18 protein-coding genes are annotated in these 21,902 nt (G+C 72.9%); 6 read left to right on the forward strand and 12 right to left on the reverse strand.

The genetic code is table 11. From position 1 onward, the window contains the following. Positions 1 to 68: 68 nt before the first annotated feature. The 7 genes from murD to rsmH all read right to left on the reverse strand — a co-directional run bounded on the left by murD (position 69) and on the right by rsmH (position 9,336). Positions 69 to 1,493, reverse strand: coding sequence for a UDP-N-acetylmuramoyl-L-alanine--D-glutamate ligase (gene murD, locus FB465_RS07760; RefSeq protein WP_145788856.1), 1,425 nt, complete (start codon positions 1,491 to 1,493; stop codon positions 69 to 71). Beyond that, entirely contained in the window at positions 1,490 to 2,551 is a 1,062-nt protein-coding gene (mraY, locus tag FB465_RS07765) for a phospho-N-acetylmuramoyl-pentapeptide-transferase (RefSeq protein ID WP_145788858.1), read from the reverse strand. Before mraY ends, murD begins: the two co-directional genes overlap by 4 nt. Then, positions 2,548 to 3,951, reverse strand: a complete 1,404-nt coding sequence (locus tag FB465_RS07770) for a UDP-N-acetylmuramoyl-tripeptide--D-alanyl-D-alanine ligase (protein WP_145788861.1) — start codon at positions 3,949 to 3,951, stop codon at positions 2,548 to 2,550. The genes mraY and FB465_RS07770 overlap by 4 nt, the downstream gene beginning before the upstream one ends. After that, complete coding sequence (locus FB465_RS07775) at positions 3,948 to 5,618, reverse strand: UDP-N-acetylmuramoyl-L-alanyl-D-glutamate--2,6-diaminopimelate ligase (RefSeq protein WP_425461243.1); 1,671 nt, start codon at positions 5,616 to 5,618, stop codon at positions 3,948 to 3,950. The genes FB465_RS07770 and FB465_RS07775 overlap by 4 nt, the downstream gene beginning before the upstream one ends. Beyond that, positions 5,606 to 7,678, reverse strand: a complete 2,073-nt coding sequence (locus FB465_RS07780; RefSeq protein WP_145788865.1) for a peptidoglycan D,D-transpeptidase FtsI family protein — start codon at positions 7,676 to 7,678, stop codon at positions 5,606 to 5,608. The genes FB465_RS07775 and FB465_RS07780 overlap by 13 nt, the downstream gene beginning before the upstream one ends. Beyond that, positions 7,675 to 8,274 (reverse strand): cell division protein FtsL, encoded by a 600-nt coding sequence (ftsL, locus tag FB465_RS07785; RefSeq protein WP_425461148.1) that lies wholly within the window; start codon positions 8,272 to 8,274, stop codon positions 7,675 to 7,677. The genes FB465_RS07780 and ftsL overlap by 4 nt, the downstream gene beginning before the upstream one ends. Before the next feature lie 72 nt (positions 8,275 to 8,346). Beyond that, positions 8,347 to 9,336: a 16S rRNA (cytosine(1402)-N(4))-methyltransferase RsmH gene (gene rsmH, locus FB465_RS07790; protein ID WP_145788867.1), complete on the reverse strand. Its 990-nt coding sequence runs from the start codon at positions 9,334 to 9,336 to the stop codon at positions 8,347 to 8,349. Positions 9,337 to 9,819: 483 nt separating this feature from the next. On the opposite strand from rsmH, the gene FB465_RS07795 reads away from it, so the two are divergent. The 4 genes from FB465_RS07795 to FB465_RS07810 all read left to right on the forward strand — a co-directional run bounded on the left by FB465_RS07795 (position 9,820) and on the right by FB465_RS07810 (position 15,366). Beyond that, positions 9,820 to 10,359: a beta-class carbonic anhydrase gene (locus FB465_RS07795; protein WP_145788870.1), complete on the forward strand. Its 540-nt coding sequence runs from the start codon at positions 9,820 to 9,822 to the stop codon at positions 10,357 to 10,359. Between the two features lie 336 nt (positions 10,360 to 10,695). Next, positions 10,696 to 11,646 carry an AAA family ATPase gene (locus FB465_RS07800; protein ID WP_246193157.1) on the forward strand — a complete coding sequence of 317 codons (951 nt, stop codon included), beginning with the start codon at positions 10,696 to 10,698 and terminating at the stop codon, positions 11,644 to 11,646. A gap of 1 nt (position 11,647) precedes the next feature. Further along, a complete protein-coding gene (locus tag FB465_RS07805; RefSeq protein WP_145788887.1) occupies positions 11,648 to 12,970 on the forward strand; it encodes a DUF58 domain-containing protein in 1,323 nt (440 codons plus the stop codon). Then, on the forward strand, positions 12,967 to 15,366 hold the full coding sequence (locus tag FB465_RS07810) for a transglutaminase TgpA family protein (protein ID WP_145788889.1): 2,400 nt from the start codon (positions 12,967 to 12,969) through the stop codon (positions 15,364 to 15,366). The genes FB465_RS07805 and FB465_RS07810 overlap by 4 nt, the downstream gene beginning before the upstream one ends. A gap of 63 nt (positions 15,367 to 15,429) precedes the next feature. Here the strand turns inward: FB465_RS07810 and FB465_RS07815 are convergent, their stop codons facing one another. From FB465_RS07815 to FB465_RS07825, 3 genes are all read right to left on the reverse strand, one after another. Next, positions 15,430 to 15,813: a DUF3040 domain-containing protein gene (locus tag FB465_RS07815; RefSeq protein ID WP_145788890.1), complete on the reverse strand. Its 384-nt coding sequence runs from the start codon at positions 15,811 to 15,813 to the stop codon at positions 15,430 to 15,432. A 294-nt stretch (positions 15,814 to 16,107) separates the two neighbouring features. Then, positions 16,108 to 16,860 (reverse strand): methyltransferase domain-containing protein, encoded by a 753-nt coding sequence (locus FB465_RS07820; protein ID WP_145788892.1) that lies wholly within the window; start codon positions 16,858 to 16,860, stop codon positions 16,108 to 16,110. 62 nt (positions 16,861 to 16,922) lie between these two features. Then, positions 16,923 to 17,477, reverse strand: coding sequence for an SAV_6107 family HEPN domain-containing protein (locus FB465_RS07825; protein ID WP_145788894.1), 555 nt, complete (start codon positions 17,475 to 17,477; stop codon positions 16,923 to 16,925). 535 nt (positions 17,478 to 18,012) lie between these two features. Between FB465_RS07825 and FB465_RS07830 the strand changes: the two genes are divergently transcribed. Together FB465_RS07830 and FB465_RS07835 are read left to right on the forward strand one after the other, a co-directional pair. Next, complete coding sequence (locus FB465_RS07830; RefSeq protein ID WP_145788896.1) at positions 18,013 to 18,642, forward strand: DUF4126 domain-containing protein; 630 nt, start codon at positions 18,013 to 18,015, stop codon at positions 18,640 to 18,642. Positions 18,643 to 18,664: 22 nt separating this feature from the next. Further along, positions 18,665 to 20,095, forward strand: coding sequence for a phytoene desaturase family protein (locus tag FB465_RS07835; RefSeq protein WP_145788897.1), 1,431 nt, complete (start codon positions 18,665 to 18,667; stop codon positions 20,093 to 20,095). Positions 20,096 to 20,128: 33 nt separating this feature from the next. Here the strand turns inward: FB465_RS07835 and FB465_RS07840 are convergent, their stop codons facing one another. Further along, positions 20,129 to 20,866: a hypothetical protein gene (locus tag FB465_RS07840; RefSeq protein WP_145788899.1), complete on the reverse strand. Its 738-nt coding sequence runs from the start codon at positions 20,864 to 20,866 to the stop codon at positions 20,129 to 20,131. Between the two features lie 83 nt (positions 20,867 to 20,949). Next, positions 20,950 to 21,864 carry a methylenetetrahydrofolate reductase [NAD(P)H] gene (gene metF / locus FB465_RS07845; protein ID WP_145788901.1) on the reverse strand — a complete coding sequence of 305 codons (915 nt, stop codon included), beginning with the start codon at positions 21,862 to 21,864 and terminating at the stop codon, positions 20,950 to 20,952. Positions 21,865 to 21,902: the final 38 nt, after the last annotated feature.

Consider the following 21,902-nt stretch of genomic DNA (forward strand, 5'->3'; position numbering starts at 1 on the left):
ACTGCGCGAAACGGAAGACGCTGACGTGGTGCCCTCCCGCCGCGCGCAGTTCCCCGCGCCCCTAGGGGTCAACGCCCCAGTTCTCGTACGGCCGCCGCGAAGAGATCCCCGCGCTCGCCGTAGTTGGTGAACATGTCCATCGAGGCACAGGCCGGGGCCAGCAGGACGGTGTCACCCGGTCGGGCGAGTCCGGCGGCAGCACGGACCACCTCGGTCATCGCCACCGCGCCAGTCTCACCCTCGGCCGCCTCGATCACCGGTACATCCGGCGCGTGTCGCGCCAGCGCCTCGCGGATCAGCGCGCGGTCCGCGCCGATCAGCACGGCGGCCCGCAGGCGCTGCGCCGCGCCCTGGACCAGCTCGTCGAAGGTCGCGCCCTTGGCCAGGCCGCCGGCGATCCACACGATCGGCTGATAGGCCGCCAGCGAGGCGGCCGCCGCATGGGTGTTGGTGGCCTTGGAGTCGTCGATCCAGGTGACCTCGTCGACGACGGCGACCTGGGCGATCCGGTGGGCGTCCGGGCGGAAGGCCCGCAGGCCGTCCCGGACGGCCTTCACGTCGACCCCGTACGCGCGCGCCAGCGCCGCCGCCGCGAGGGCGTTGGCGATGTTGTGCGGGGCGGGCGGGTTGACGTCCTCGACGGCGCCGATCTCGGCGGCGTTCTTCTGCCGGTCGGGGACGAAGGCCCGGTCGACCAGCAGCCCTTCGACCACGCCGAACTGGGAGAGGCCCGGCGTACCGAGCCCGAAGCCGATCGCCCGGCAGCCCTCTTCGACGTCGGCCTCGCGGACCAGCGCCTCGGTGGCCGGGTCGGCCAGGTTGTACACGCAGGCGACCTGGTTGCCCCGGTAGATCCGGCCCTTGTCGGCGGCGTACGCCTCCATCGAGCCGTGCCAGTCGAGGTGGTCGGGCGCCAGGTTGAGCACGGCGGCCGAGTGCGGGCGCAGCGAGGGCGCCCAGTGCAGCTGGTAGCTGGAGAGCTCGACGGCGAGCACGTCGTACGGCTCCTCGGCGAGCACCGCGTCCAGTACGGAGACGCCGACGTTGCCGACGGCGGCGGTGCGCTGGCCCGCCGCGGTCAGGATCGAGGCGAGCATCTGGACGGTGGTGGTCTTGCCGTTGGTGCCGGTGACGGCCAGCCAGGGGGCCGGTTCGCCGGTGCTCTCCAGGGGCTTGCGCAGGTGCCAGGCGAGCTCGACGTCGCCCCAGACGGGGACGCCGGCCGCGTCGGCGGCGGCGAACAGCGGGCTGCTGGGCGGCCAGCCGGGCGAGGTGACGATCAGGCGGGTGCCCTCGGGGAGGGTGTCCCCGTCGCCGAGGCGGACGGTGATGCCCTCCAGTTCCGCGGCCCTGGCGCGCAGGCCCTCGCCGTCGCCGCCGTCCACGACGGTGACGGCGGCGCCGAGGTCACGCAGCACGCGCGCGGCGCTGATGCCCGAGACGCCCAGGCCGGCGACGACGACCGGCAGGCCGGGCCACTGGAGATCGGTCATCCGGTCACCCAACCCGTGTAGAAGAGCCCGAGGCCGACGGCGACGCAGAGACCCTGGATGATCCAGAAGCGGACCACGATCAGCACCTCGCTCCAGCCCTTGAGCTCGAAGTGGTGCTGCAAGGGTGCCATCTTGAAGACGCGCTTGCCGGTCATCCGGAACGAGCCGACCTGGATGATCACCGACAGGGTGATGATCACGAAGAGGCCGCCGAGCAGGGCCAGCAGCATCTCGGTGCGGGAGCAGATCGCCAGACCCGCGAGCGCGCCGCCGAGGGCGAGCGAGCCGGTGTCACCCATGAAGATCTTGGCGGGCGAGGTGTTCCACCACAGGAAGCCGAAGCAGGAGCCCATCAGCGCCGAGGCGACCACCGCGAGGTCCAGCGGGTCGCGGACGTCGTAGCAGTTGGCGGTGGCGGTGATCATGTGGGCGCAGGTCTGGCCGTACTGCCAGACGCCGATGAAGACGTACGCGCCGAAGACCATCACCGAGGCGCCGGTGGCCAGGCCGTCCAGGCCGTCGGTGAGGTTCACGCCGTTGGACATCGCGGCGATCATGAAATAGGCCCAGATGACGAACAGCACGGGGCCGATCGACCAGCTGAAGTCCTGCACGAAGGACAGGTGGGTGGAGGCCGGGGTCAGGCCCCGGTCGTCACTGAACTGGAGCGACAGGATGGCGAAGGTCAGACCCACGAAGGACTGGCCGAGCAGCTTCGCCTTGGCCCGCAGGCCGAGCGAACGCTGCTTGACGACCTTGATGTAGTCGTCCAGGAAGCCGACCAGGCCCAGACCGGTGGTCAGGAAGAGCACCAGCAGCCCGGAGGCGGTCGGCCTCTCGCCCACTATCGCCTTGGTGGCGAAGTAGGCGACCAGCGTCGCCAGGATGAAGGCGATACCGCCCATCGTGGGCGTACCGCGCTTGCTGTGGTGGGCCTTGGGGCCGTCGTCGCGGATCATCTGGCCGTAGCCGTGCTTGGCCAGCAGCCGGATCAACGCCGGCGTACCGAGCAGGGACAGGATCAGACCGATCATGCCCGAGAAGAGAATCTGCTTCACTGCTCAGCCCCGTCCGCGAGGAGCGCCTCGGCGACCTTCTCCAGCCCCACCGAACGCGATGCCTTCACCAGCACCACGTCCCCTGGCCGCAGCTGACCCCGCAGCAGCTCGACCGCCGCGTCCGCGTCGGACACCAGCACCGACTCCTCACCCCACGAACCTTCGTTCCTCGCGCCGAGTTCCATACAGGCCGCGTCGCGACCGCCGACCGCCACCAGCTTGGTGACGTCCAGTCGGACCGCGAGCCGCCCGATGGCGTCGTGCTCGCCGAGGCTGTCCTCGCCGAGCTCCCGCATCTCGCCGAGCACCGCCCAGGTACGGCGGCGCCCCGGGCCCCGGCCCCCCATCGACACGAGCGCTCGCAGCGCGGCCCTCATGGACTCGGGGTTCGCGTTGTAGGCGTCGTTGACGACGGTGACACCGTCGGCCCGATCGACGACCTCCATGCGCCAGCGGGACAGCGCACCCGCCTCGCCAAGGGCTGCGGCGGTGTCGTCGACGGACATGCCGAGCGCCACCGCCACCGCAGCGGCGGCGAGGGCGTTCGAAACGTGGTGCTCACCGTACAGGCGCAGCTGGACCGGTGCGGAACCGGCCGGGGTGATCAGCGTGAACGATGGCCGTCCGGCGTCGTCCAGGCGAACGTCCGACGCACGGATGTCTGCCTTCGGGCTCTCGCCGAACAGCACGATGCGGGCCTTGGTGCGCTCCGCCATGGCGCGGACCAGCGGGTCGTCGGCGTTGAGGATCGCGATGCCGTCCTCGGTCAGCGCCTCGACCAGCTCGCCCTTGGCCTCGGCGATGGCCTCCTTGGAGCCGAACTCGCCGAGGTGCGCGGTACCGATGTTGAGCACCAGGCCGATCCGCGGCGGGGTGATCCCGGTGAGGTACTCGATGTCGCCCTTGTGGCGCGCGCCCATCTCCAGCACCAGGTGCCGGGTGCTCGGCTCGACCCGCAGCGCCGTCATCGGATGCCCGATCTCGTTGTTGAGCGAGCCGTGCGTGAAGACGGTCTCACCCTGGCGCTGCAGCACCTGGGCGATCAGGTCCTTGGTGCTGGTCTTGCCGGCCGAGCCGGTGAGCGCCACGACGGCGGTGTCGGCCGCCCGCTCGACCACCACGCGGGCCAGCCGGCCGAGCGCCGTGACCACGTCGTCGACCAGGACGGCGGGCACTCCGACCGGACGGGTCGCCAGCACCGCGACGGCGCCGTTCTCGACGGCCTGCGCCGCGAAGTCGTGGCCGTCCACCCGCTCGCCGACGACGGCGACGAACAGCCCGCCGGCGACCGGCTTCCGGGAGTCGTGCTCCACCGGGCCGGTCACCAGGGCCTCGGGGTCGGCACCGTCCAGGGTGCCGCCGACGGCCGCGGCGACCTCGGCAAGGGTCAGTGCGATCACTGCTGCTCCACTCCTCGGCTCCCCTGAGCGACCAGGCTGTGCGCGATGGCCTCGCGCAGCACCTGGCGGTCGTCGAAGGGGCGGATCTCGTCCCGTACGTACTGGCCCAGCTCGTGGCCCTTGCCCGCCACCAGGATCGTGTCCCCGGCGTGTGCGCGGGCGACCGCGTCGGCGATCGCCTCGGCCCGGTCGGGCACGACCAGAACGTCGCCGCGCTCGGCCTCCGGCACGCCGGCCGCGCCGGTGAGCATGGTGGCGAGGATCGCCAGCGGGTCCTCGGAGCGCGGGTTGTCACTGGTCAGTACGGCGGTGTCGGCGAGGCGGGCCGCGATGGCGCCCATCGGGCCGCGCTTGTGCGGGTCGCGGTCGCCGCCGCAGCCGACCACGACGTGCAGCCGGCCCTTGGTGACCTCGCGCAGCGACTCCAGGACGGCCTGCAGAGCGTCCGGCTTGTGCGCGTAGTCGACCACGGCGACGTACGGCTGCCCGGCGTCGACCCGCTCCAGGCGCCCGGGGACGCCGGCGACCGAGGCCACGCCTGCGACGGCGGCCTCCAGCGGGACGCCTGCGGTGACCAGGGCGGTGATCGCGCCGAGCGCGTTGGAGACGTTGAACGGGCCGGGCAGCGGCACCGAGGCGTCGGCCGAGATGCCGTCCGGGCCGACGACCCGGAAGGTCGAGCCGATCGGGCCGAGCTGGACGTCCAGCGCCCGCCAGTCGGCCTCGGGGTCGCCCTTGGCGGAGAAGGTGGTGACCGGGATGGGCGCCTCGCCGGCCAGTCGGCGGCCGTACGCGTCGTCCAGGTTGGCCACGCCGCGGCGGGCCTTCTCGGGCTGGAAGAGGCGGGCCTTGGCCCGGTAGTAGTCCTCCATGTCCGGGTGGAAGTCGAGGTGCTCCGGCGTCAGGTTGTTGAACAGCGCGACGTCGTACACCACCCCGTCGACCCGGCCGTAGGAGAGCGCGTGGCTGGAGACCTCCATGACCACCGCGTCCGCACCGCGCTCGCGCATCACCGCGAGGATGGCGTGCAGGTCGGTGGACTCGGGGGTGGTGCGCTCGCTCTTGATCCGGTCGTCACCGACCCGCATCTCGACGGTGCCGATCACCCCGGGCACCAGGTCGGCGCCGCGCAGGCCGCCCTCGACCAGGTACGAGGTGGTGGTCTTGCCGTTGGTACCGGTGAGCCCGATGGTCAGCAGCTGCTCGCTGGGTCGGCCGTAGATCGCGGCGGCCAGCTCGCCCATGCGGGCCCGGGGGCTGTCGACGACCAGCAGCGGGGCACCGCAGTCGGCGGCCAGCTCGGCCCCGGCCGCGTCGGTGAGCACCGCGACGGCACCGGCGGCGACCGCCTGGGCGGCGAAGCGCGCACCGTGGAAGTTGGCACCGGGGAAGGCCACGTACACGTCGCCCGGGCGGACCGCCCGGGAGTCATGGGTGATGCCTGTGACCTGCCCGCCTTCTGCGGGCGACAGGCCCAGCAGACGGGCGACCTCGGCGAGCGGCGTCAGCGCCGGCTTGGTCGGGCGGGGCGGGCTCGCGGAGATTTGATCGGGTTTCGGCACGGCGGGAAGGCTATCGGCCGAGGGGCCCCCAGGGCCAAACCGAGAAGGCTGCATCGTGATCTCGTTCACATCACGGTTGGGGGCGTCGCTCATCAGGGCTTCCAGTCGACAGGCAGGTTGGGCGCCTCACTTCCGCTGGGCGCGACCTGCAGGGTCTTCAGGGTGAACTCCATCACCTGCTTGAACACCGGCCCGCAGAGCTGGCCGCCGAAGTGGCCGTTGACCGGGTCCTGGATGACGCAGGAGACCGTGACCCTGGGCTGGTCGGCCGGGGCGAAGCCGATGAAGGAGGCGGTGTAGCCGGAGTACTTGCCGGTCTTGGGGTCCACCCGGTTGGCGGTGCCGGTCTTGCCGGCCACCCGGTAGCCCGGAATCTGCGCCTTGCCGCCGGTGCCCTGCTCGTCGGTGACCACCGACTCGAGCATCTCGGTGAGGGTCTTGGCGGTCTGCGGGCCGACCACCCGGGTCTGCACCCCGGCCGGGGCCGGGGTGTACCGGCCGTCGGGCCCGGTGGTCCCCATCAGCAGGCTCGGGGCGACCCGGACACCGCCGTTGGCGATGGTGGAGAACACCGAGGTGGCCTGCAGCGCGTTCACGGACAGGCCCTGGCCGAAGGGGATCGTGTACTGCTGCGAGCCCTTCCAGTCCTCGGGCTTGGCCAGGATGCCCTTGGTCTCGCCCGGGAAGCCGAGGCCGGTGGACTGGCCGATACCGAACCGGTGCAGGTAGTCGGCGAGCACCTGGTTGGCCTCGGGCTGGGTCTTGCCGAGGTGCTCGGCCGCCTCGATGGTCCCGATGTTGGAGGACTTGGCGAGCACCCCTGCCAGGGTCAGGTACCAGGTCTCGTGGTCGATGTCGTCGTGGAACACCCGGTCCGAGCGCTGCAGCGTGTTGGGCACGGTGACGTGGGTGTCCCAGGCGGCGGCGCCGGTGTCCAGTACGGCGGCCATGGTCATCAGCTTGGCGGTGGAGCCCGGCTCGTACGCGTCCTGCACGGCGGCGTTGCCGAGCTGCTCGGACTTGGCGGCGGAGAGGTCGTTGGGGTTGAAGCCGGGCGAGGTGGCCATGGCCAGGATCTGGCCGTTCCGCACGTCCTGGACGATGACGTAGCCCTTCTCCGCCCCGGCGTTGGCCACCTGGTCGGTGATGGCCCGCTGGGCCGCCCACTGGATGTCCCGGTTGATGGTCAGCCGCAGGTCGGAACCCGGTACGGGCGACTGCTGGCTGCCGCCGGCGGTGGGCACCATCCGGCCCCCGGCCGAGGCGTAGGTGCTCCTGCCGTCCTTGCCGGCCAGCTCCTTCTGGAACTGCAGCTCGAGGCCGCCCGTGCCGGTGCCGTCCGCGTTGACGAAGCCGACGAGGTTGGCGGCCAGCCCGTCCGCGGGGTAGATCCGCCGGGTGCTCTCCTGGGAGATGACCCCGGCCAGCGGGTTCACGCAGGCGGCGTCCACGTACTGGCGGCCCCCCTGCTCGGCGGGCTTGCCGACCAGGAGCTTCTGGGCGCGGCAGGCCTTGGTGTCGGTCTGCCTGGCCAGGGTCGCCCTGAGATCGGTGATCTGCCGCTTGGTCTCCGGGCTCTGCCGGGGCGCGAGCGGCACCCACTTGGTCTTCGGGGTGTGCAGGGCGGCGGCCAGCTGCTCCTTGGAGCGGCCCAGGATGGGGGCCAGCAGCGCCGCCGCCTGCTCGGGGGCGTCCGGGATCTGCGCTGTCTCGGGGGTGTAGAGCGAAGGGTCCCCGTTGATGTCGTACGCGTCGACCGTGGTCGCGAGGGCGACGCCGTCGGAGGACGTTATCGAGCCGCGTTCGGCGGAGAGCTTCACCTCGACGTACTTGTTGGCGCCCGCCTGCGCCGCCAGCGCGTCGGAGTCGAGCAGCTGGAGCTGGACGAGCCGGCCTGCGAACACCGAGAAGACCAGGGCCAGCGAGACGGTGACCACCCGCAGACGGCGGCGCGGATCGCCCAGCTTGATCAGGCGGGGCTGCGGGCGGGGGGCCGGCGGCCGGGGCCTGCGGGCGGCGGGCGCGCGGCGCTGGTCGGCGCTGCGGCGGGGATCTGCGCCGCGCTGGTGCGGCGGGCGCGGGCGCTCGCCGGGCTTGCGAGCGGGGTTCGGGCGGGGAGGCTTGCGGTCGCCGGAGCCCCGCGAGGGCTGACGGGGCGTACTCATCGCGGCGTACCTCCGGCCGGAGCTGACGGGGTGGCCGGCGGCGCCGGGTTGATCTGTACGCCGGGATCGCCGCTCGGGGCCGCCGAGGCGCCGGGCTGAGCACTGGGCTGGGCGCTGTCCTGGGCGCCGGGCTGGGCGCTGGGCCGGGCCTGCTGCCACAGGTCGTTGCCGGAACGCTTCACCGGCGGGGTGTCCTGGGCCTGGCCCGGCTTGCCCTGGACCTTCCCGTCGTCCTGCAGGAAGGCCGGGTCGCCACCGGGCACCATGCCCAGCTCGCGGGCTCGCCGCTCCAGCGCGTCGGGGGCCGAACCCTGGTCGATCTGCTGCTGCAGCGTCTGCTGCTGGTCCGTCAGCTCGGTGGTCTGCTTCTGCAGCCGGGAGAGCTCGAAGGAGCCCTCGTTCAGCGCGGTGTTGAGCATCAGCAGGCCGAGCAGACCGCCCGAGAGCAGCACCACGACCAGTACCGCGAAGGGCGTGCGCCCCCGGGCCGACCGGGCGCCGGGCCGTACGGTGATCCGCGCTCTGGCGCCCTGACCGGGGAGCGCGCTGCTCTCCCGCCGTGCTCGAACCCCTGGGCCACCGCCGGCCACCGGCACTGCGCTCTCCCCTCGTTCCTCGCTCGCCTCCGGGCGCTCGCGAGGAGGCCCTTCGTCCCCCGTCGGGCCAGGTCAGCCCCGGGTGCTTCGGTCCCTGATCCTCTCCGCCACGCGCAGTCGCACGGGCGCGGCACGCCGGTTCTCCTCGATCTCCCCCTCGGTGGCCAGTTCGGCGCCTCGGGTGAGCAGCTTCAGCCAGGGCTGGTGCTCCTCGGGGATGACCGGCAGACCGGGCGGGGCGGTGTTGGTGGCACCTGCCGCGAAGTACTGCTTGACCAGGCGGTCCTCCAGCGACTGGTACGACATCACCACGATCCGGCCGCCCACCGCGAGCGAGTCCAGCGCGCCCGGGATGGCCCGGTCGAGGACCTCCAGCTCGCCGTTGACCTCGATCCGCAGCGCCTGGAAGGTCCGCTTGGCCGGGTTTCCGCCGGTGCGCCGGGTGGCGGCCGGAATGGCGTTGCGTACCAACTCGACCAGACGCGCGCTGTTGCTGAACGGTTCCTTCGCACGCTCACGGACGATCACCGAGGCGATCTTCCCGGCGAACCGCTCCTCGCCGTAGACCTTGAGAATGCGCGCGAGGTCGCCGTGGCTGTAGGTGTTGAGCACCTCGGCGGCGCTCAGGCCGCGGGTCTGGTCCATCCGCATGTCGAGCGGCGCGTCCTGGGCGTAGGCGAAGCCGCGCTCGGCCTCGTCCAGCTGCATCGAGGAGACGCCCAGGTCGAAGAGGATGCCCTGGACCTTCGGGATGCCCAGGTCGGCGAGGACCTCGGGGATCTCGTCGTAGACGGCGTGCACCAGGGTCGCGCGGTCCCCGAACGGCGCAAGGCGCTCGGCGGAGAGCTTGAGGGCGGCCGGGTCACGGTCGACCGCGACCAGCCGGACCTCGGGGAACTGGGTGAGCAGCGCCTCGCTGTGGCCGCCGAGGCCCAGCGTGGCGTCCACCACCACGGCGCCGGGGGCGGAGATCGCCGGGGCCAGCGCGTCGACGCAGCGCTGGAGCATCACCGGGACGTGCTTGGGTGCCGGACTGCTCGCTGTACCGCTGTCGGTGCTCATGTCGACCATTTTGGACCACTGAACGAGCGATTCCGTACGCCGCCCGTGGTCCCCGCCCGCTCGCCTGGGGAAGGAGAGGCCGCCCGGCACCGGGGAAGGTGCGCCAGGAGGCACGGAGCGGGTGGAGGCCGCGGGCTGCGTACGGACTGCATCAACCAGCCGCGAAAGCACAGTTGACGATGCGTGACGAGTGTGCTCCACTGCGCCGCAACTCTATCGCGCCGCACTCCCCAGTCAATCGTCCGCGACGGCGCACCACCCGGGCGGAGGTATCCGTCTTCGCAGGTCCGGGCCGCCGGCCCGGTCGGTGTCCCCCGGTCGGACGCAACGCGCACCGGCCTCCGCGCGCGCCGGGCAAAACCGGGCAGAACGGGCGAGCCGCCTCGAACACCACTCGAGCTCCGCTATGTGCTCCATCACACCGGGAGAATCAGACCGCTCCACACCCACCACGGGGGCCGAAATCCTATTAGCGTCATCGGTATGACAGTGACCCCCGACCGGCCCACGCCGACCGCCGCTGCCGATCCCGCCCCGAGCATCATCGACCGCTTCATCGAGTCCAACCGCGCGTACGCGGTCGACTTCCGCGACGGCGGGATGGACGCCCGCCCCGTCCAGAAGGTCACCGTGGTGGCCTGTATGGACGCCCGGCTCGACCTGTTCGCCGCGCTCGGCCTCGAACTCGGCGACGCTCACGTCATCCGCAACGCCGGCGGGGTGGTCACCGACGACACCATCCGCTCGCTCACCATCAGCCAGCGCGCTCTCGGCACCCGTTCGATCGCGCTGATCCACCACACCGGCTGCGGCCTGCTCGGCCTCACCGAGGACTTCCGCCGCGAGCTGGAGCTGGAGGTCGGCCAGCGCCCCCAGTGGGCGGTGGAGTCCTTCGTCGACCTGGACGGCGACGTCCGCCAGTCCATGCAGCGGGTCCGCACCTCGCCGTTCCTCCTGCACACCGACGACGTCCGCGGCTTCGTCTTCGACGTCCACACGGGTCTGCTCCGCGAGATCCACTGAGCGGCTGGATCGGGCATCCCAGGGGCGCGGGGAACTGCGCGCAGCGGAAGGGCACAGGCCGTTGCCTTCCGATCTCGCGCAGTTCCCCGCGCCCCTGTGGTCGGCCCGGTACCTCAGCGGGTGAGAGTGACTTCTGGCCGCCCGACAGGGAAGAATGCGCCTGCAGGCCTGCCCCGTACCGCTCCGGTGGAACCGTACGGCAGCGGGCCGCGTAATCGGGTGGGGCCGGCCCGGGAACAGGTCCGGCGCGAATCGGGGCATGGGAGCTAACGGGTGACGACCTTCAACGGACAGACCGCCGCAGTCGGCACGGGGGCGGCATCACGCCCGGCCGGCCTGCACGAGCTGAGCGCGGTGGTCGAGCGCGTCCGCGCCTCGGTCGAGAGCGTCATCGAGGGCAAGCCGGAGGCCGTCCGGATCGCGCTGACGGTGCTGCTGGCCGAGGGCCACCTGCTGCTGGAGGACGTCCCGGGCGTCGGCAAGACCATGCTGGCCAAGGCGCTCGCCAAGTCGCTGGACTGCAATGTCCGCCGTATCCAGTTCACCCCCGACCTGCTGCCGTCCGACGTGACCGGCACCAACGTCTTCGACCAGAACCGCCGTGACTTCGAGTTCCGCCCGGGCGCGATCTTCGCGCAGATCGTGGTCGGCGACGAGATCAACCGCGCCTCGCCGAAGACCCAGTCGGCCCTCCTGGAGTCCATGGAGGAGCGGCAGGTGACCATCGACGGCACCAGCTACGAACTCCCCTCCCCCTTCATGGTGGTGGCCACCCAGAACCCGGTGGAGATGGAGGGCACCTACCCGCTCCCCGAGGCCCAGCGCGACCGTTTCATGGCCCGGATCTCGATCGGCTACCCGAGCGCCGAGGCCGAGCTCGCCATGCTCGACGTGCACGGCGGCGCGAGCCCGCTGGAGGACCTCCAGCCGGTCGCGCACGCCCACGACATCCTCAAGCTGATCGAGGTGGTCCGCGCGGTGCACGTCGCCGACGCGATCCGCCGCTACGCGGTGGAACTGGTCGCGGCCACCCGCAACCACCCCGAGCTGCGCCTCGGCGCCTCCCCCCGGGCCACCCTGCACCTGATCCGCGCCGCCCGCGCGACCGCCGCCCTGGACGGCCGGGACTACGTGCTGCCGGACGACATCCAGGCGCTCGCCGTCCCCGTCCTGGCGCACCGCCTGCTGCCCACCGCCGAGACCCAGCTGAGCCGGCGCACCGCCGAGCAGATCGTGCTGGACCTGGTGGCCCGGCTGCCGATCCCCCGTCCGCAGGGGCGGGGCTGAGGTGACGCAGGCCGACAAGGTGTCAGGCCTGCGCACCGGCCTGCGCGGCCTGACCACCCGCGGCCGGTCCTTCCTGGCCGCCGGGGTCACCGCCTCGCTCTGCGCGTACGTCTTCGGGCAGGACGCGCTGCTGCAGGTCGGGGTGCTGCTGGCCGCGCTGCCGCTGGCCGCCGCCGTCCTGCTGCTGCGCACCCGCTACCGGGTGGCCGGCGGGCGCAGGCTCACCCCGCACCGCGCCGCGGCCGGCCAGGAGGCCCGGGTCCACCTGCGGCTGGACAACGTCTCCCGGGTCCCCACCGGCCTGCTGCTGCTGGAGGACAAGGTCCCGTACGTGCTCGGGCCGCGCCCGCGCTTCGTCCTGGACCGGGTCGAGCCGCGCGGCTTCCGCGAGGTCTCCTACCGGGTCCGCTCCGACCTGCGCGGGCGCTACCCGCTCGGGCCGCTCCAGCTGCGGGTCGCCGACCCCTTCGGGATGTGCGAGCTGACCAGGTCCTTCTCCGCCTCGGACGTGCTGACCGTGGTGCCGCAGGTCCAGTCGCTGCCGACCGTACGGCTGGCGGGCGAGTGGGCCGGGCACGGCGAGAGCAACACCCGGACGCTGGCGCTGGCCGGCGACGACGACGTGATCCCGCGCGAGTACCGGCACGGCGACGACCTGCGCCGGGTGCACTGGAAATCCACCGCGCGCTACGGCGAGCTGATGGTCCGCCGGGAGGAGCAGCCGCTCCAGGCCCGCGCCACCGTCCTGCTGGACACCCGCGAGATCGGGCACCGGGGCAGCGGCCCCGCGTCCTCCTTCGAATGGGCCGTCAGCTGCGCGGCCTCGGTGGGCGTGCACCTGATGGAGCGCGGCTACCGGACCAGGCTGCTCACCGACACCGGCCTCTCCGTGCCGGGCCCGGGCGCGGGCGGTGTCGGCACGGTGGCCGAGGCCGCAGGGCTGCTGCTGGACGCGCTCGCCGTGGTGGAGAACTCCGACGGCGGCGGCTTCGGCCGCGCCGAGGAGGTGCTGCGCCTCGGCGGCGAGGGCCTGCTGGTGGCCGTCCTCGGCTCGCTGGACGACGAGCAGGTGGCCCGGCTCGGGCGGCTGCGCCGCCGGACCGGCGGAGCCGTCGCGTTCCTGCTGGACACCGGCACCTGGGCCGGGCTGCGCCATCTGCTCCCCGGCACCGAGGACGACGAGGCCGTGCGGCAGGTGCGCGCGCTGCGCGAGGCCGGCTGGACCGTCCTGTCCGCCAAGGCCGGCGACTCGGTGCCCGCGCTCTGGCGCCTGGCCGACCGATCGGCGAAGGCCGCCCCCTATCGAAACGAGGTCGGCGAGTGACCACCCGGGCCAAGTTGACGCTCTTCTCGGCGCTGGCGACGGCGTTGGTGACGCTCTGTCTGACCCCGCTGGTGAGCCCGGCCGGCTGGGTCGCGCAGGCCTTCTTCCTGACCGCCGTGACCGCCGCCGCCGGCGCGGGCCTGCGCCGTCTGGCGCTGCCCCGCAGAGCCGTGGTGCCGCTCCAGCTGGTGATCGTCCTCTATGTGCTGCTGCTGGTCTTCGTGCAGTCCTCGATGTCCTACGGGGTGCTGCCGGGCCTGCGGGCCCTCGACGCGGTCGGCTCGCTGCTGTCCGACGGGGGCACCGACGTCCAGCAGTACGCCATCCCGGCTCCCGCGACCGACGGGCTGCGGCTGATCCTGGTCGGCTCGGTCACCCTGGTCGCGGTGGTGGTGGACACCCTCGCGGTGACCTTCCGCCGGGCGGCGGCGGCCGGGCTGCCGCTGCTGGCGCTCTACTCGGTCGGCACCGGGCTGTCGGGCGGGGGCGGGGCCTGGCTCTGGTTCCTGTTCGGCGCCGCCGGCTACCTGCTGCTGCTCTTCGCCGAGGGCCAGGACCGGCTCTCCCGCTGGGGGCGGGTCTTCCACGGCACATCCCAGCGCGCGTCCGGCACCCTCTCGCACAGCGGCCACCGGGTCGGCCTGCTCGCCCTGGTGTGCGCGCTGATCCTGCCGGCCTTCATCCCGCACGGCGACCTCGGTCTGGTCGGCGGCGGCGCCGGCCACGGCGGCATCGGCAAGGGCACCGGCGGCCTCACCTCGCTCAACCCGGTGGTGGCACTGACGGACAGCCTCCGCCGGCCGGACAACGTCGAGATGCTCCGCTACGCCACGGACTCCAGCGGCGCCCGCGAGATGTACCTGCGGATCGCCGCCCTGGACAGCTTCGACGGTGTCCAGTGGAAGATCTCCGAGCAGCGCCTGCAGAACGTCCCCGACCCGCTGCCCGACCCGCAGGGGCTCGCCTCCGGCGTCTCCACCACCCCCGTCAGCACCGACATCAGGATCTCCGACAACCTGAGCACCGAGTGGCTGCCGATGCCCTACCCCGCCGACGCGGTCTCGGTGCCCGGCAACTGGCGCTACGAGCCCAACACCCGCGCCCTGATCGGCGAGAACGGCCAGCGCACCAAGGGCCTGGGCTACCGCGTGACCAGCCTGGACGTGGAGCCGAGCCCGGACCAGCTGCGCAGGGCCGGCAGCCCGCCGCCCGACATCACCCAGCGGTACCTGCAGCTGCCGCAGAACCTGCCGCCGGTGGTCGCCGAGACCGCCCGGCGCGTCACGGCGGGCAAGTCGAACCCGTACGACCAGGCGGTGGCGCTGCAGAACTGGTTCGCCGACGGCGACTTCCACTACAGCCTCAAGGTCGACGCGGGGACCGGCAACGACGCGATCGTGAAGTTCCTGCAGGACAAGACCGGCTTCTGCGTGCACTTCGCCGCCACCATGGCGGCGATGGCGCGCTCGCTGAACATCCCGGCCCGCGTCGCCATCGGCTTCGCCCCCGGCAAGGAGCAGAGCGACCGCAAGTTCGTCGTGCGCAGCCAGGACTACCACGCCTGGCCCGAGCTCTACTTCCCCGGCGCCGGCTGGCTGCGCTTCGAGCCGACCCCGAACCTGGGCTCCACGCCCGGGTACACGGTCGAGCAGGCCGCGCCCTCCCCGAGTGCGAGCGCCGAGCAGCCCACGACGGCACCGAGCGAGAACGCCTCCGCCGCACCGAGCTCCAGCAGCAGCTGCGCCGCCCAGCAGCGGCGCCTCGACAACTGCCCGGACGACTCCCCGGTCGCCGTGCGGACGGTGCACCAGCGCCCGTGGTGGCTCTCCTGGCAGGGCCTGACCTCCTTGGCGGGAGGCCTGGTGGTGCTGGGCCTGCTGGCCACCCCGATGCTCTGGCGGGCGCGCCTGCGCCGTCGCCGACTGGGCGTGGGCAGGCACCTGCCCGGCGCCCCGCCGGCCGAGCTCACCGACCGGCAGGTGCTGGCCGCCTGGGAGGAGCTGATCGACAGCGCCTGGGACCTGGGCATCCCGCCGGACGACGCCCGGACGCCGCGCGGTACGGCCCGGCGGATCGCCGAGACCGGGCAGCTGGACGCCACCGCCTCGGCCGCCGCCGGGCGGCTGGCACTGGCCACCGAGCAGGTGCTGTACGCGCGGGAGGTTCAGCCGCAGCTGCCGCTGGGGCCCGACGTACGGACCGCGACGGACGGTCTGAAGGCCTGGGCGGGGCGGCGCGGCCGGGCGCGTGCGGTGCTGCTGCCGGCCTCGTCGATACGGCTGCGGTGGCGGATCGCGGACCGGGTGGCGGCCGTCCAGGACGGCTTCCGGGCCCGCCGGACGCGAGTCACCGAGCGGGTCGGAACGATGTTCCGCAGGCTCGGGAGGCGTGGGTAGCAGGACAGCCTGAGGGCGGGCAGTCGACTCGACTGCCCGCCCTCAGACTTCGTTCCAGTGCGGCTACAGGCCGTCGTGTTCATCCCGACGGCGCTGCCAGCGTTGCTCCATCCGGTCCATCACACCGGCCTTTCGGCTCGGAGCCGGGGTCGCCTTGGCACCCGCTCCGTGCCCGACCGGACCGCGCCTCCAGCCGGTAACGGCGAGGACCGCGCAGCCCAGCATCACCAGGAACCCGACGACGCTCACCCAGATGAGCTGAGCGACCATGCCCCCCATCAGGAGAGCAATGCCCACCACGAACCCCGCGGCGGCCTGGTAGACCCTCCGACGGGTGTAGGTGCGCAGCCCGGTTCCCTCGAGCGCTGACGCGAACTTGGGATCTTCGGCGTACAGCGCTCGCTCCATCTGCTCGAGCAGTCGCTGCTCGTGCTCCGAGAGCGGCACGGAGTCCTCCTACTCGTCGGTCGCGGGGCGACCGGTCCGCCACCCCTGGCTCGGCCTTGTGTGGTCCATATGCCCCATGCGTCTGGCTGTCATGCTTTCCGGCTTTACCCAGATCATACGGTCCGGCGCCGTGGTTCGGGGTGGTCGAGCGCACGTGGCTCGGGCCACTTCCACGCTCTGCTCCCACAGGGAACCCAACGTTGCAGGACGCGTACAAGTGCCCGGATCACCGGAATCTCCGGGACCTGCGGGGCAGCGTCGGGCGGGAGCCCGATCCACGGCCCGACGACCCGGTCAGACGAGCGCGGCCAGCAGGTGCAACTGGGTGGCGACGGCGTGGAAGGCGGGCTGCTCGGCGGCGGCCTGCTCCAGCTTGAGCAGGGCCTCCATCGCGCCCGGCTCGGTGTCCACCAGCACGCCGGGGACGAGGTCCGCGAAGACCCGTACACCGTGCACCGCGTCGACCCGCAGACCGGCCGCGCGGGCCAGGTCGCCGAGCTCCTCGACGCTGAACCGGCGCGGCATCGGGTCGTGCGCGCCCCAGCGGCCGTCCGGGGCGTCCAGGACGGCGCGGGCCTCGTTGAAGTGGCCGGCCAGGGCACGGGCCAGCACCGCGCCGTTGCGGTTGGCGGCGAGCAGGCTGACCAGGCCGCCCTTGCGCAGCGTCCCGGTGAGGTTGCCGAGCGCCTCGGCCGGGTCGTCCACCACCTCAAGGACGCCGTGGCAGAGCACCGCGTCCACGGTCGCCGGGGTGATCACCTCGGGCAGGGTCTGGGTGTCGCCCTGGACGGCGCGGACCAGGTCGGTGACACCCGCCTCGGCGGCGCGGCGCTCCAGCGCGAAGAGCGCGTCCGGGCTCGGGTCGACCACCGTCACGCGGTGACCGAGCCGGGCCACGGGCACGGCGAAGTTACCGGTGCCGCCGCCCGTGTCGAGCACGTCCAGCACCGGCTGGTCCAACTCCGCGGCCCGCTGCTCCAGGGCCGCTCGCACCACCTCCCACACCACGGCGGTACGCAGGGCGCTGCGGGGACGCGTCGGGTACAAGGCAGGAGCTCCTCGGCACAGAGGTTTCACTGAACGGCTCCACCTTAGGCCCTTTGCCGCAGCTACTGGCCGTCCAGCGGTAACGGCTCGGCCGGGGCGTCGGGGTGGAGGCCGAGCAGGCGCTGGACGATGCGCAGGTACAGGGCGGTGTTGCGGATCAGGTCGTCCGCGTCGCGCGCGGTGGCCGCGCTGCGGATGCCCGCCTCGGCGGCGGCCCGGCGGCGGGCGCCCGCGGCGAAGTAGACGGCCCACTCGGACAGCTCGGGGGCCACCTCCGGCAGGAGGTCCCAGGCGCTGCGGATGGCCTGCCGCCGGCGCGGGCGCTTCTCCGGACGCCCGCGCACCGCCAGTACGGCGGCCGTGGTGCGCAGCGCGGCGAGGTGGGCGGTGGCGTACCGCTGGAGCGGATCGCCGCAGCGGCGGGCCTGGGTCAGGGTGGCGCCGGCGTGCCGGAGCAGATCGAGTGCGGCCGGCGGGGCGGCGGCCCGGCGCAGCACCTGGTGGACATCGTCACCCCGGGTGTGGGGGGACGGAAGCTGCGGCGACGGGCTGGGCTGCGCAGGAACCTGCGGAGCGGCTGGGCGGCGGGTGACGGTCTCAGGGTGACTGATGGTCATGAGCTCCCCCGGTCCGAAGCGGGTCGCGCGGGCCGGACGACCCGTGCTCCTCCATCGTGGACGGCACCACTGACAATCCAGGGGGCTGCGGACATGGCGAGGGCGGTCCCGCCAGGCCCGATCCCCCGTCGGCGTGCTGTGCGGAACCGCCCTGAACGTCCACCGGTGCGCGAGGCGGCGGCCCCGCGCTCCCGGTATTCCCCCGTAGCCGTCCCCCTCGTCCCCGCTCCGCCGCCCCGTGTCGGCGGTGCGTGGCCGTGACCGGCTGCAGTGCGCGGCCCACAGACCGCTGCCGGGGACGGCGCCTGACGGCCCGTCCTCCCGATGACCTCCATCCTGCCGTTCCCGCAGGTGGGAGGCCATCCGTTGAGGTACTCAACTCGGGAACTGAGTATCCGTACTCAACTGCGCCCGGACACCCCCCGGGTGGAACCGTAGGGCCCGCCTCGGCGTCCTGACATGCCGGGCCGCCGTCCCGGTACGGTGTGGCCCGGCCGTTCGACGTTCGGACGGCGACTCGGAGGGGAGCACGAACGTGGGCATCGTCCCGTTGATCTTCACCAGCGGCTGGGCGAGCGGGATCAACGCCTACGCCGTGGTGCTGCTGCTCGGTCTGTTCGGGCGGTTCGGCGGGGCCGAATCGGTGCCGCCGGTCCTGGAGCGCACGGACGTGCTGATCGCCGCGACGGTGCTGTTCCTCTGTGAGGCGGTCGCCGACAAGATCCCGTACGTGGACTCGGTCTGGGACGTCATCCACACGGTGATCCGCCCGATCGCGGGTGCGACCGTGGGTGCGCTGCTGGCGAGCCACGACCCCGGTTCGCTGGGCGAGGTCGCGGCCGGGGCGGTGGGCGGGACGACGGCGCTGGTCAGCCACGGCATCAAGGCCTCGCTGCGGATGGCCGTCAACACCTCGCCGGAGCCCGCCAGCAACATCGTGCTGAGCATGGCCGAGGACCTGTCGGTGGCCGGTCTGGTCACGCTGGCCATCTTCCACCCGTGGATCGCCGCCTCGCTGGCCGCGACGCTGCTGGCGATCGGCGCGGTGCTGGTGTGGTTCGCGGTCTCCCGGATCCGCCGCTTCGTGCAGCGCCGCCGGGAGCGCAAGGCCGCCCGGGCGGCCGCACGACAGCCGCAGCCGGCCACGTACCGAGTGAGTCCCTGAGTCCCGCATAGGATCATGTGCCATGGCACGGATCGTCATCATCGGCGCAGGAATGAGCGGGCTGGCGGCCGCCTCGCGGTTGGCCACCCTCGGGCATCGGGTGACGGTCTGTGAGGCGAGCGGGACGTACGGCGGGATGGTCGGCCGCTACGAGCGCGACGGCTTCTCCTTCGACACCGGGCCGAGCCTGCTGACGCTGCCCGCCGTCTACCGCGACCTCGCCCTGAAGACGGGCAAGGAACCGTTGGAGGCGCTGGTCGGGCTCTCCCCGGTCGATCCGGAGAGCCGGCACCTCTTCCCCGACGGCACCGATCTGCTGCTGCCCAACGCCTCCCGCGGCGGCGTCGGGCAGGCCCTGGACACGGCCTTCGGCCTGGGCTCGGGCGAGCGCTGGGGCGAGGTGATGAACCGGGCCCGCGCGGTCTGGGAGGCCACCCGGCGCCCACTCCTCGAGGAGCCCCTCCCGGCCGACCCGAGGCCGCTGCACACCGACCCGTACCCCGCGCCGCCCCGCCGGGGCCTGGCCCGGCTGACCCGCCGTACCGCCACCCTCGCCGACGTGGCCGACCGCGAACTCGGCGGCCACCCGGGGCTCACGGCCCTGCTGTACGAGTACGCGCTGCGCGCCGGGCTGGACCCGCGCGAGGCGCCCGCCGGGGCCACCGTGCTGCCGTACATGGAGCAGTCCTTCGGCGTCTGGTACGTCCGGGGCGGCCTGCGGGCGCTGGCCGACGCGGTCTTCGGGCGGTGCGAGCAGCGCGGGGTGGAGTTCCACTTCGACACCCCGGTCACGGAGGTCCTGGTCGAGGACGGGCGGGCCTGCGGGGTGGCGGCCGGGGACCGCCGGTTCGAGGCCGACCTGGTGCTCTCGGCGATGGACGCCCATCGGCTGGCCGAGCAGCGGATCGCTCCCGTCCAGGTCCCGGCCGGCGGAACGCCCGAGGTCGGCCGGCTGACCGTCCTGCTCGCGCTGAGCGGCGCACGCCCCGCCGGGACGCCGTACCGCACGGTGGTGCACGCCCGGGACAACGCGCAGGAGTTGGACGCGCTCTTCGACCACCCCGGCCTGGCCCGGCACCCCACCGTGCAGGTCCACCGCCCGGACGACCCGCTCCTCGTCCCGGACGCCGCGCACGAGGCCGTCTCACTCACCGTCACCGTGCCTGTCAAGGCCGGCCCAGGCCTCGACGCCTACGCCGACCATCTCCTGGACCACCTCGCGGCAGCCGGGCTGGACCTGCGGGAGCGGGTCCTGTGGCGCGAGATCCTGCCGCCGACCGCGCCGGAGACTCCCCCGTCCCTCGCGGGCACCGCGGGCCGTTACCTCAACCCGCCCAACCGGTCGACGCTCCCCGGTCTCCACCTGATCGGCGCGACCGCCCACCCCGGCGGCGGGCTCGCCCGCGCGGGCATGTCCGCCTCCATCACGGCGGGCGTGATCGGCCCGGCCTGAGACCGCGCGCGGTATTCGGTCCTGGTGGGCTGCTCAGCCCTGCTGCTGGTAGTCCCAGGGCTGGGGCTGGTAGCCGTAGGCGGGCTGCTGCTCGGGGGTGCTGGGCTGTTGCTGGTACTCCCAGCCCTGCTGCACCGGCTGGCCGTAGGGGTCCTGGTACTGGGGTTGGCCGTAGGGGTCCAGGTACTGGGGCTGGGTGCCGTAGGACTGGTCGTACGTGAAGGCGGGCTGCTGCTGCCACTGCTGGTCGGCGTACTGGACGGCCGCGGGGTCGTAGCCGGGCTGGTAGTACGGCTGCTCGGGCTGCTGCTGGTAGTACGGCGCGGGCTCCTCGGCGTAGACGCCCTCGTCCGGGGTGAGCTCCTGCATCTCGTACGCCGCGACCGGCGCCTCGGGCTCGACCGGGCCCACCTCGCCGACGGGCTCGACCACGGCGGCGGCCACCACGGCACCACCGGTGGCGGCGCTCAGCAGCGGGATGCGGGAGAGCGGGCCCGGCAGGCTGCCGTCCTGGCGTCGCAGCGACCAGCCGGCGATGTAACCGCGCTTGACGGAGAGGGTGACGAAGACCTGGCCGACGGCGAAGGCGGCCGCGCCCGCGCCGATCACCACCACCGAGCTGAGCCGCATCCCCGCGACGACGCAGAGGAATCCGGCCAGCGCGACGGCCCGCCAGTGCAGCGGGGCCCGGTTCTGCAGCAGGAGCTCGGCCATCAGCCAGAGCGCCACCACCGCCAACGCGACATACAGCAGCAGGTACCCGATGCCCATCCTGATGCCTCCAGTCACGTACCCGCGCGTGTGCGGGCGACTGTACAGGCTCGGCGCTCCCGAACCCACATTCCCGGACGGGCTCAGCGCTGGTGCAGGCCGAGGTTCTGGTAGATCTCCAGGGTGGCCGTGGAGTGGTTGAGGGTGATGAAGTGCAGCCCGGGGGCGCCCTCCGCGAGGAGGCGCTCGGACATCGCGGTGGCGTGCTCGAGGCCCACCGCCCGCAGTGCCTCCGGGTCGTCCGCCACCGCGCGCAGGCTGCGCTCCAGCTCGACCGGGAAGGGCGAGCCGCTGAGCTGCGGGAAGCGCTCCAGCTGCCTGGCGTTGGTGACCGGCATGATCTCCGGGATGATCGGCGTCTCGCAGCCGGCCTCGGCGACCCGGTCGCGCAGCCGCAGGTAGTCCTCGACCTCGAAGAACATCTGGGTGATCGCATAGTCCGCGCCCGCCCGGCACTTGGCCACGAAGTGCCGGATGTCGTCGTCCCAGTTGTCCGAGCGCGGGTGCATCTGCGGGAAGGCGGCCACGCCGACGCAGAAGTCCCCGATGCCCTTGATGAGCTCGACCAGCTCGTACGCGTAGGTGACGCCCTCGGGGTGGCGGACCCACTCGCCCATCGGGTCGCCGGGCGGGTCGCCGCGCACGGCGAGGACGTTGCGCACGCCCTCGTCCGCGTACTGGCCGATGATGTTGCGCAGCTCGGCGATCGAGTGGTCGACGGCCGTGAGGTGGGCGACCGGGGTCAGCGTGGTCTCGGTGGCGATCCGGCCGACCAGGTTGACCGTACGGCCGCGCGAGGAGCCGCCCGCGCCGTAGGTCATGCAGACGAAGTTGGGATCCAGGGCCTCGACCCGGCGGATCGCGTCCCACAGTTTGGACTCGCCCGCCTCGGTGCGCGGGGGCATGAACTCGAAGGAGAACGACCGGTCACCCGCCGCCAGCAAATCGCGCACGGTCTGTGCGCGGTCGGTTCTGGTGGAGGGGATGCCGAGTGCCATGCTGGCAGGTTAGCGGGCCTGGCGAAGGCCTTGACAAT

Source organism: Kitasatospora atroaurantiaca, assembly GCF_007828955.1.
GTDB lineage: Bacteria > Actinomycetota > Actinomycetes > Streptomycetales > Streptomycetaceae > Kitasatospora > Kitasatospora atroaurantiaca.

Excerpts from the sequence above, each read along its gene's own strand:
- murD (WP_145788856.1), bottom strand. The coding sequence starts at position 1,493 with ATGACCGATCTCCAGTGGCCCGGCCTGCCGGTCGTCGTCGCCGGCCTG.
- FB465_RS07780 (WP_145788865.1), bottom strand. The coding sequence starts at position 7,678 with ATGAGTACGCCCCGTCAGCCCTCGCGGGGCTCCGGCGACCGCAAGCCT.
- rsmH (WP_145788867.1), bottom strand. The coding sequence starts at position 9,336 with ATGAGCACCGACAGCGGTACAGCGAGCAGTCCGGCACCCAAGCACGTC.
- FB465_RS07795 (WP_145788870.1), top strand. The coding sequence starts at position 9,820 with ATGACAGTGACCCCCGACCGGCCCACGCCGACCGCCGCTGCCGATCCC.
- FB465_RS07825 (WP_145788894.1), bottom strand. The coding sequence starts at position 17,477 with ATGACCATCAGTCACCCTGAGACCGTCACCCGCCGCCCAGCCGCTCCG.
- FB465_RS07835 (WP_145788897.1), top strand. The coding sequence starts at position 18,665 with ATGGCACGGATCGTCATCATCGGCGCAGGAATGAGCGGGCTGGCGGCC.
- FB465_RS07840 (WP_145788899.1), bottom strand. The coding sequence starts at position 20,866 with ATGGGCATCGGGTACCTGCTGCTGTATGTCGCGTTGGCGGTGGTGGCG.
- metF (WP_145788901.1), bottom strand. The coding sequence starts at position 21,864 with ATGGCACTCGGCATCCCCTCCACCAGAACCGACCGCGCACAGACCGTG.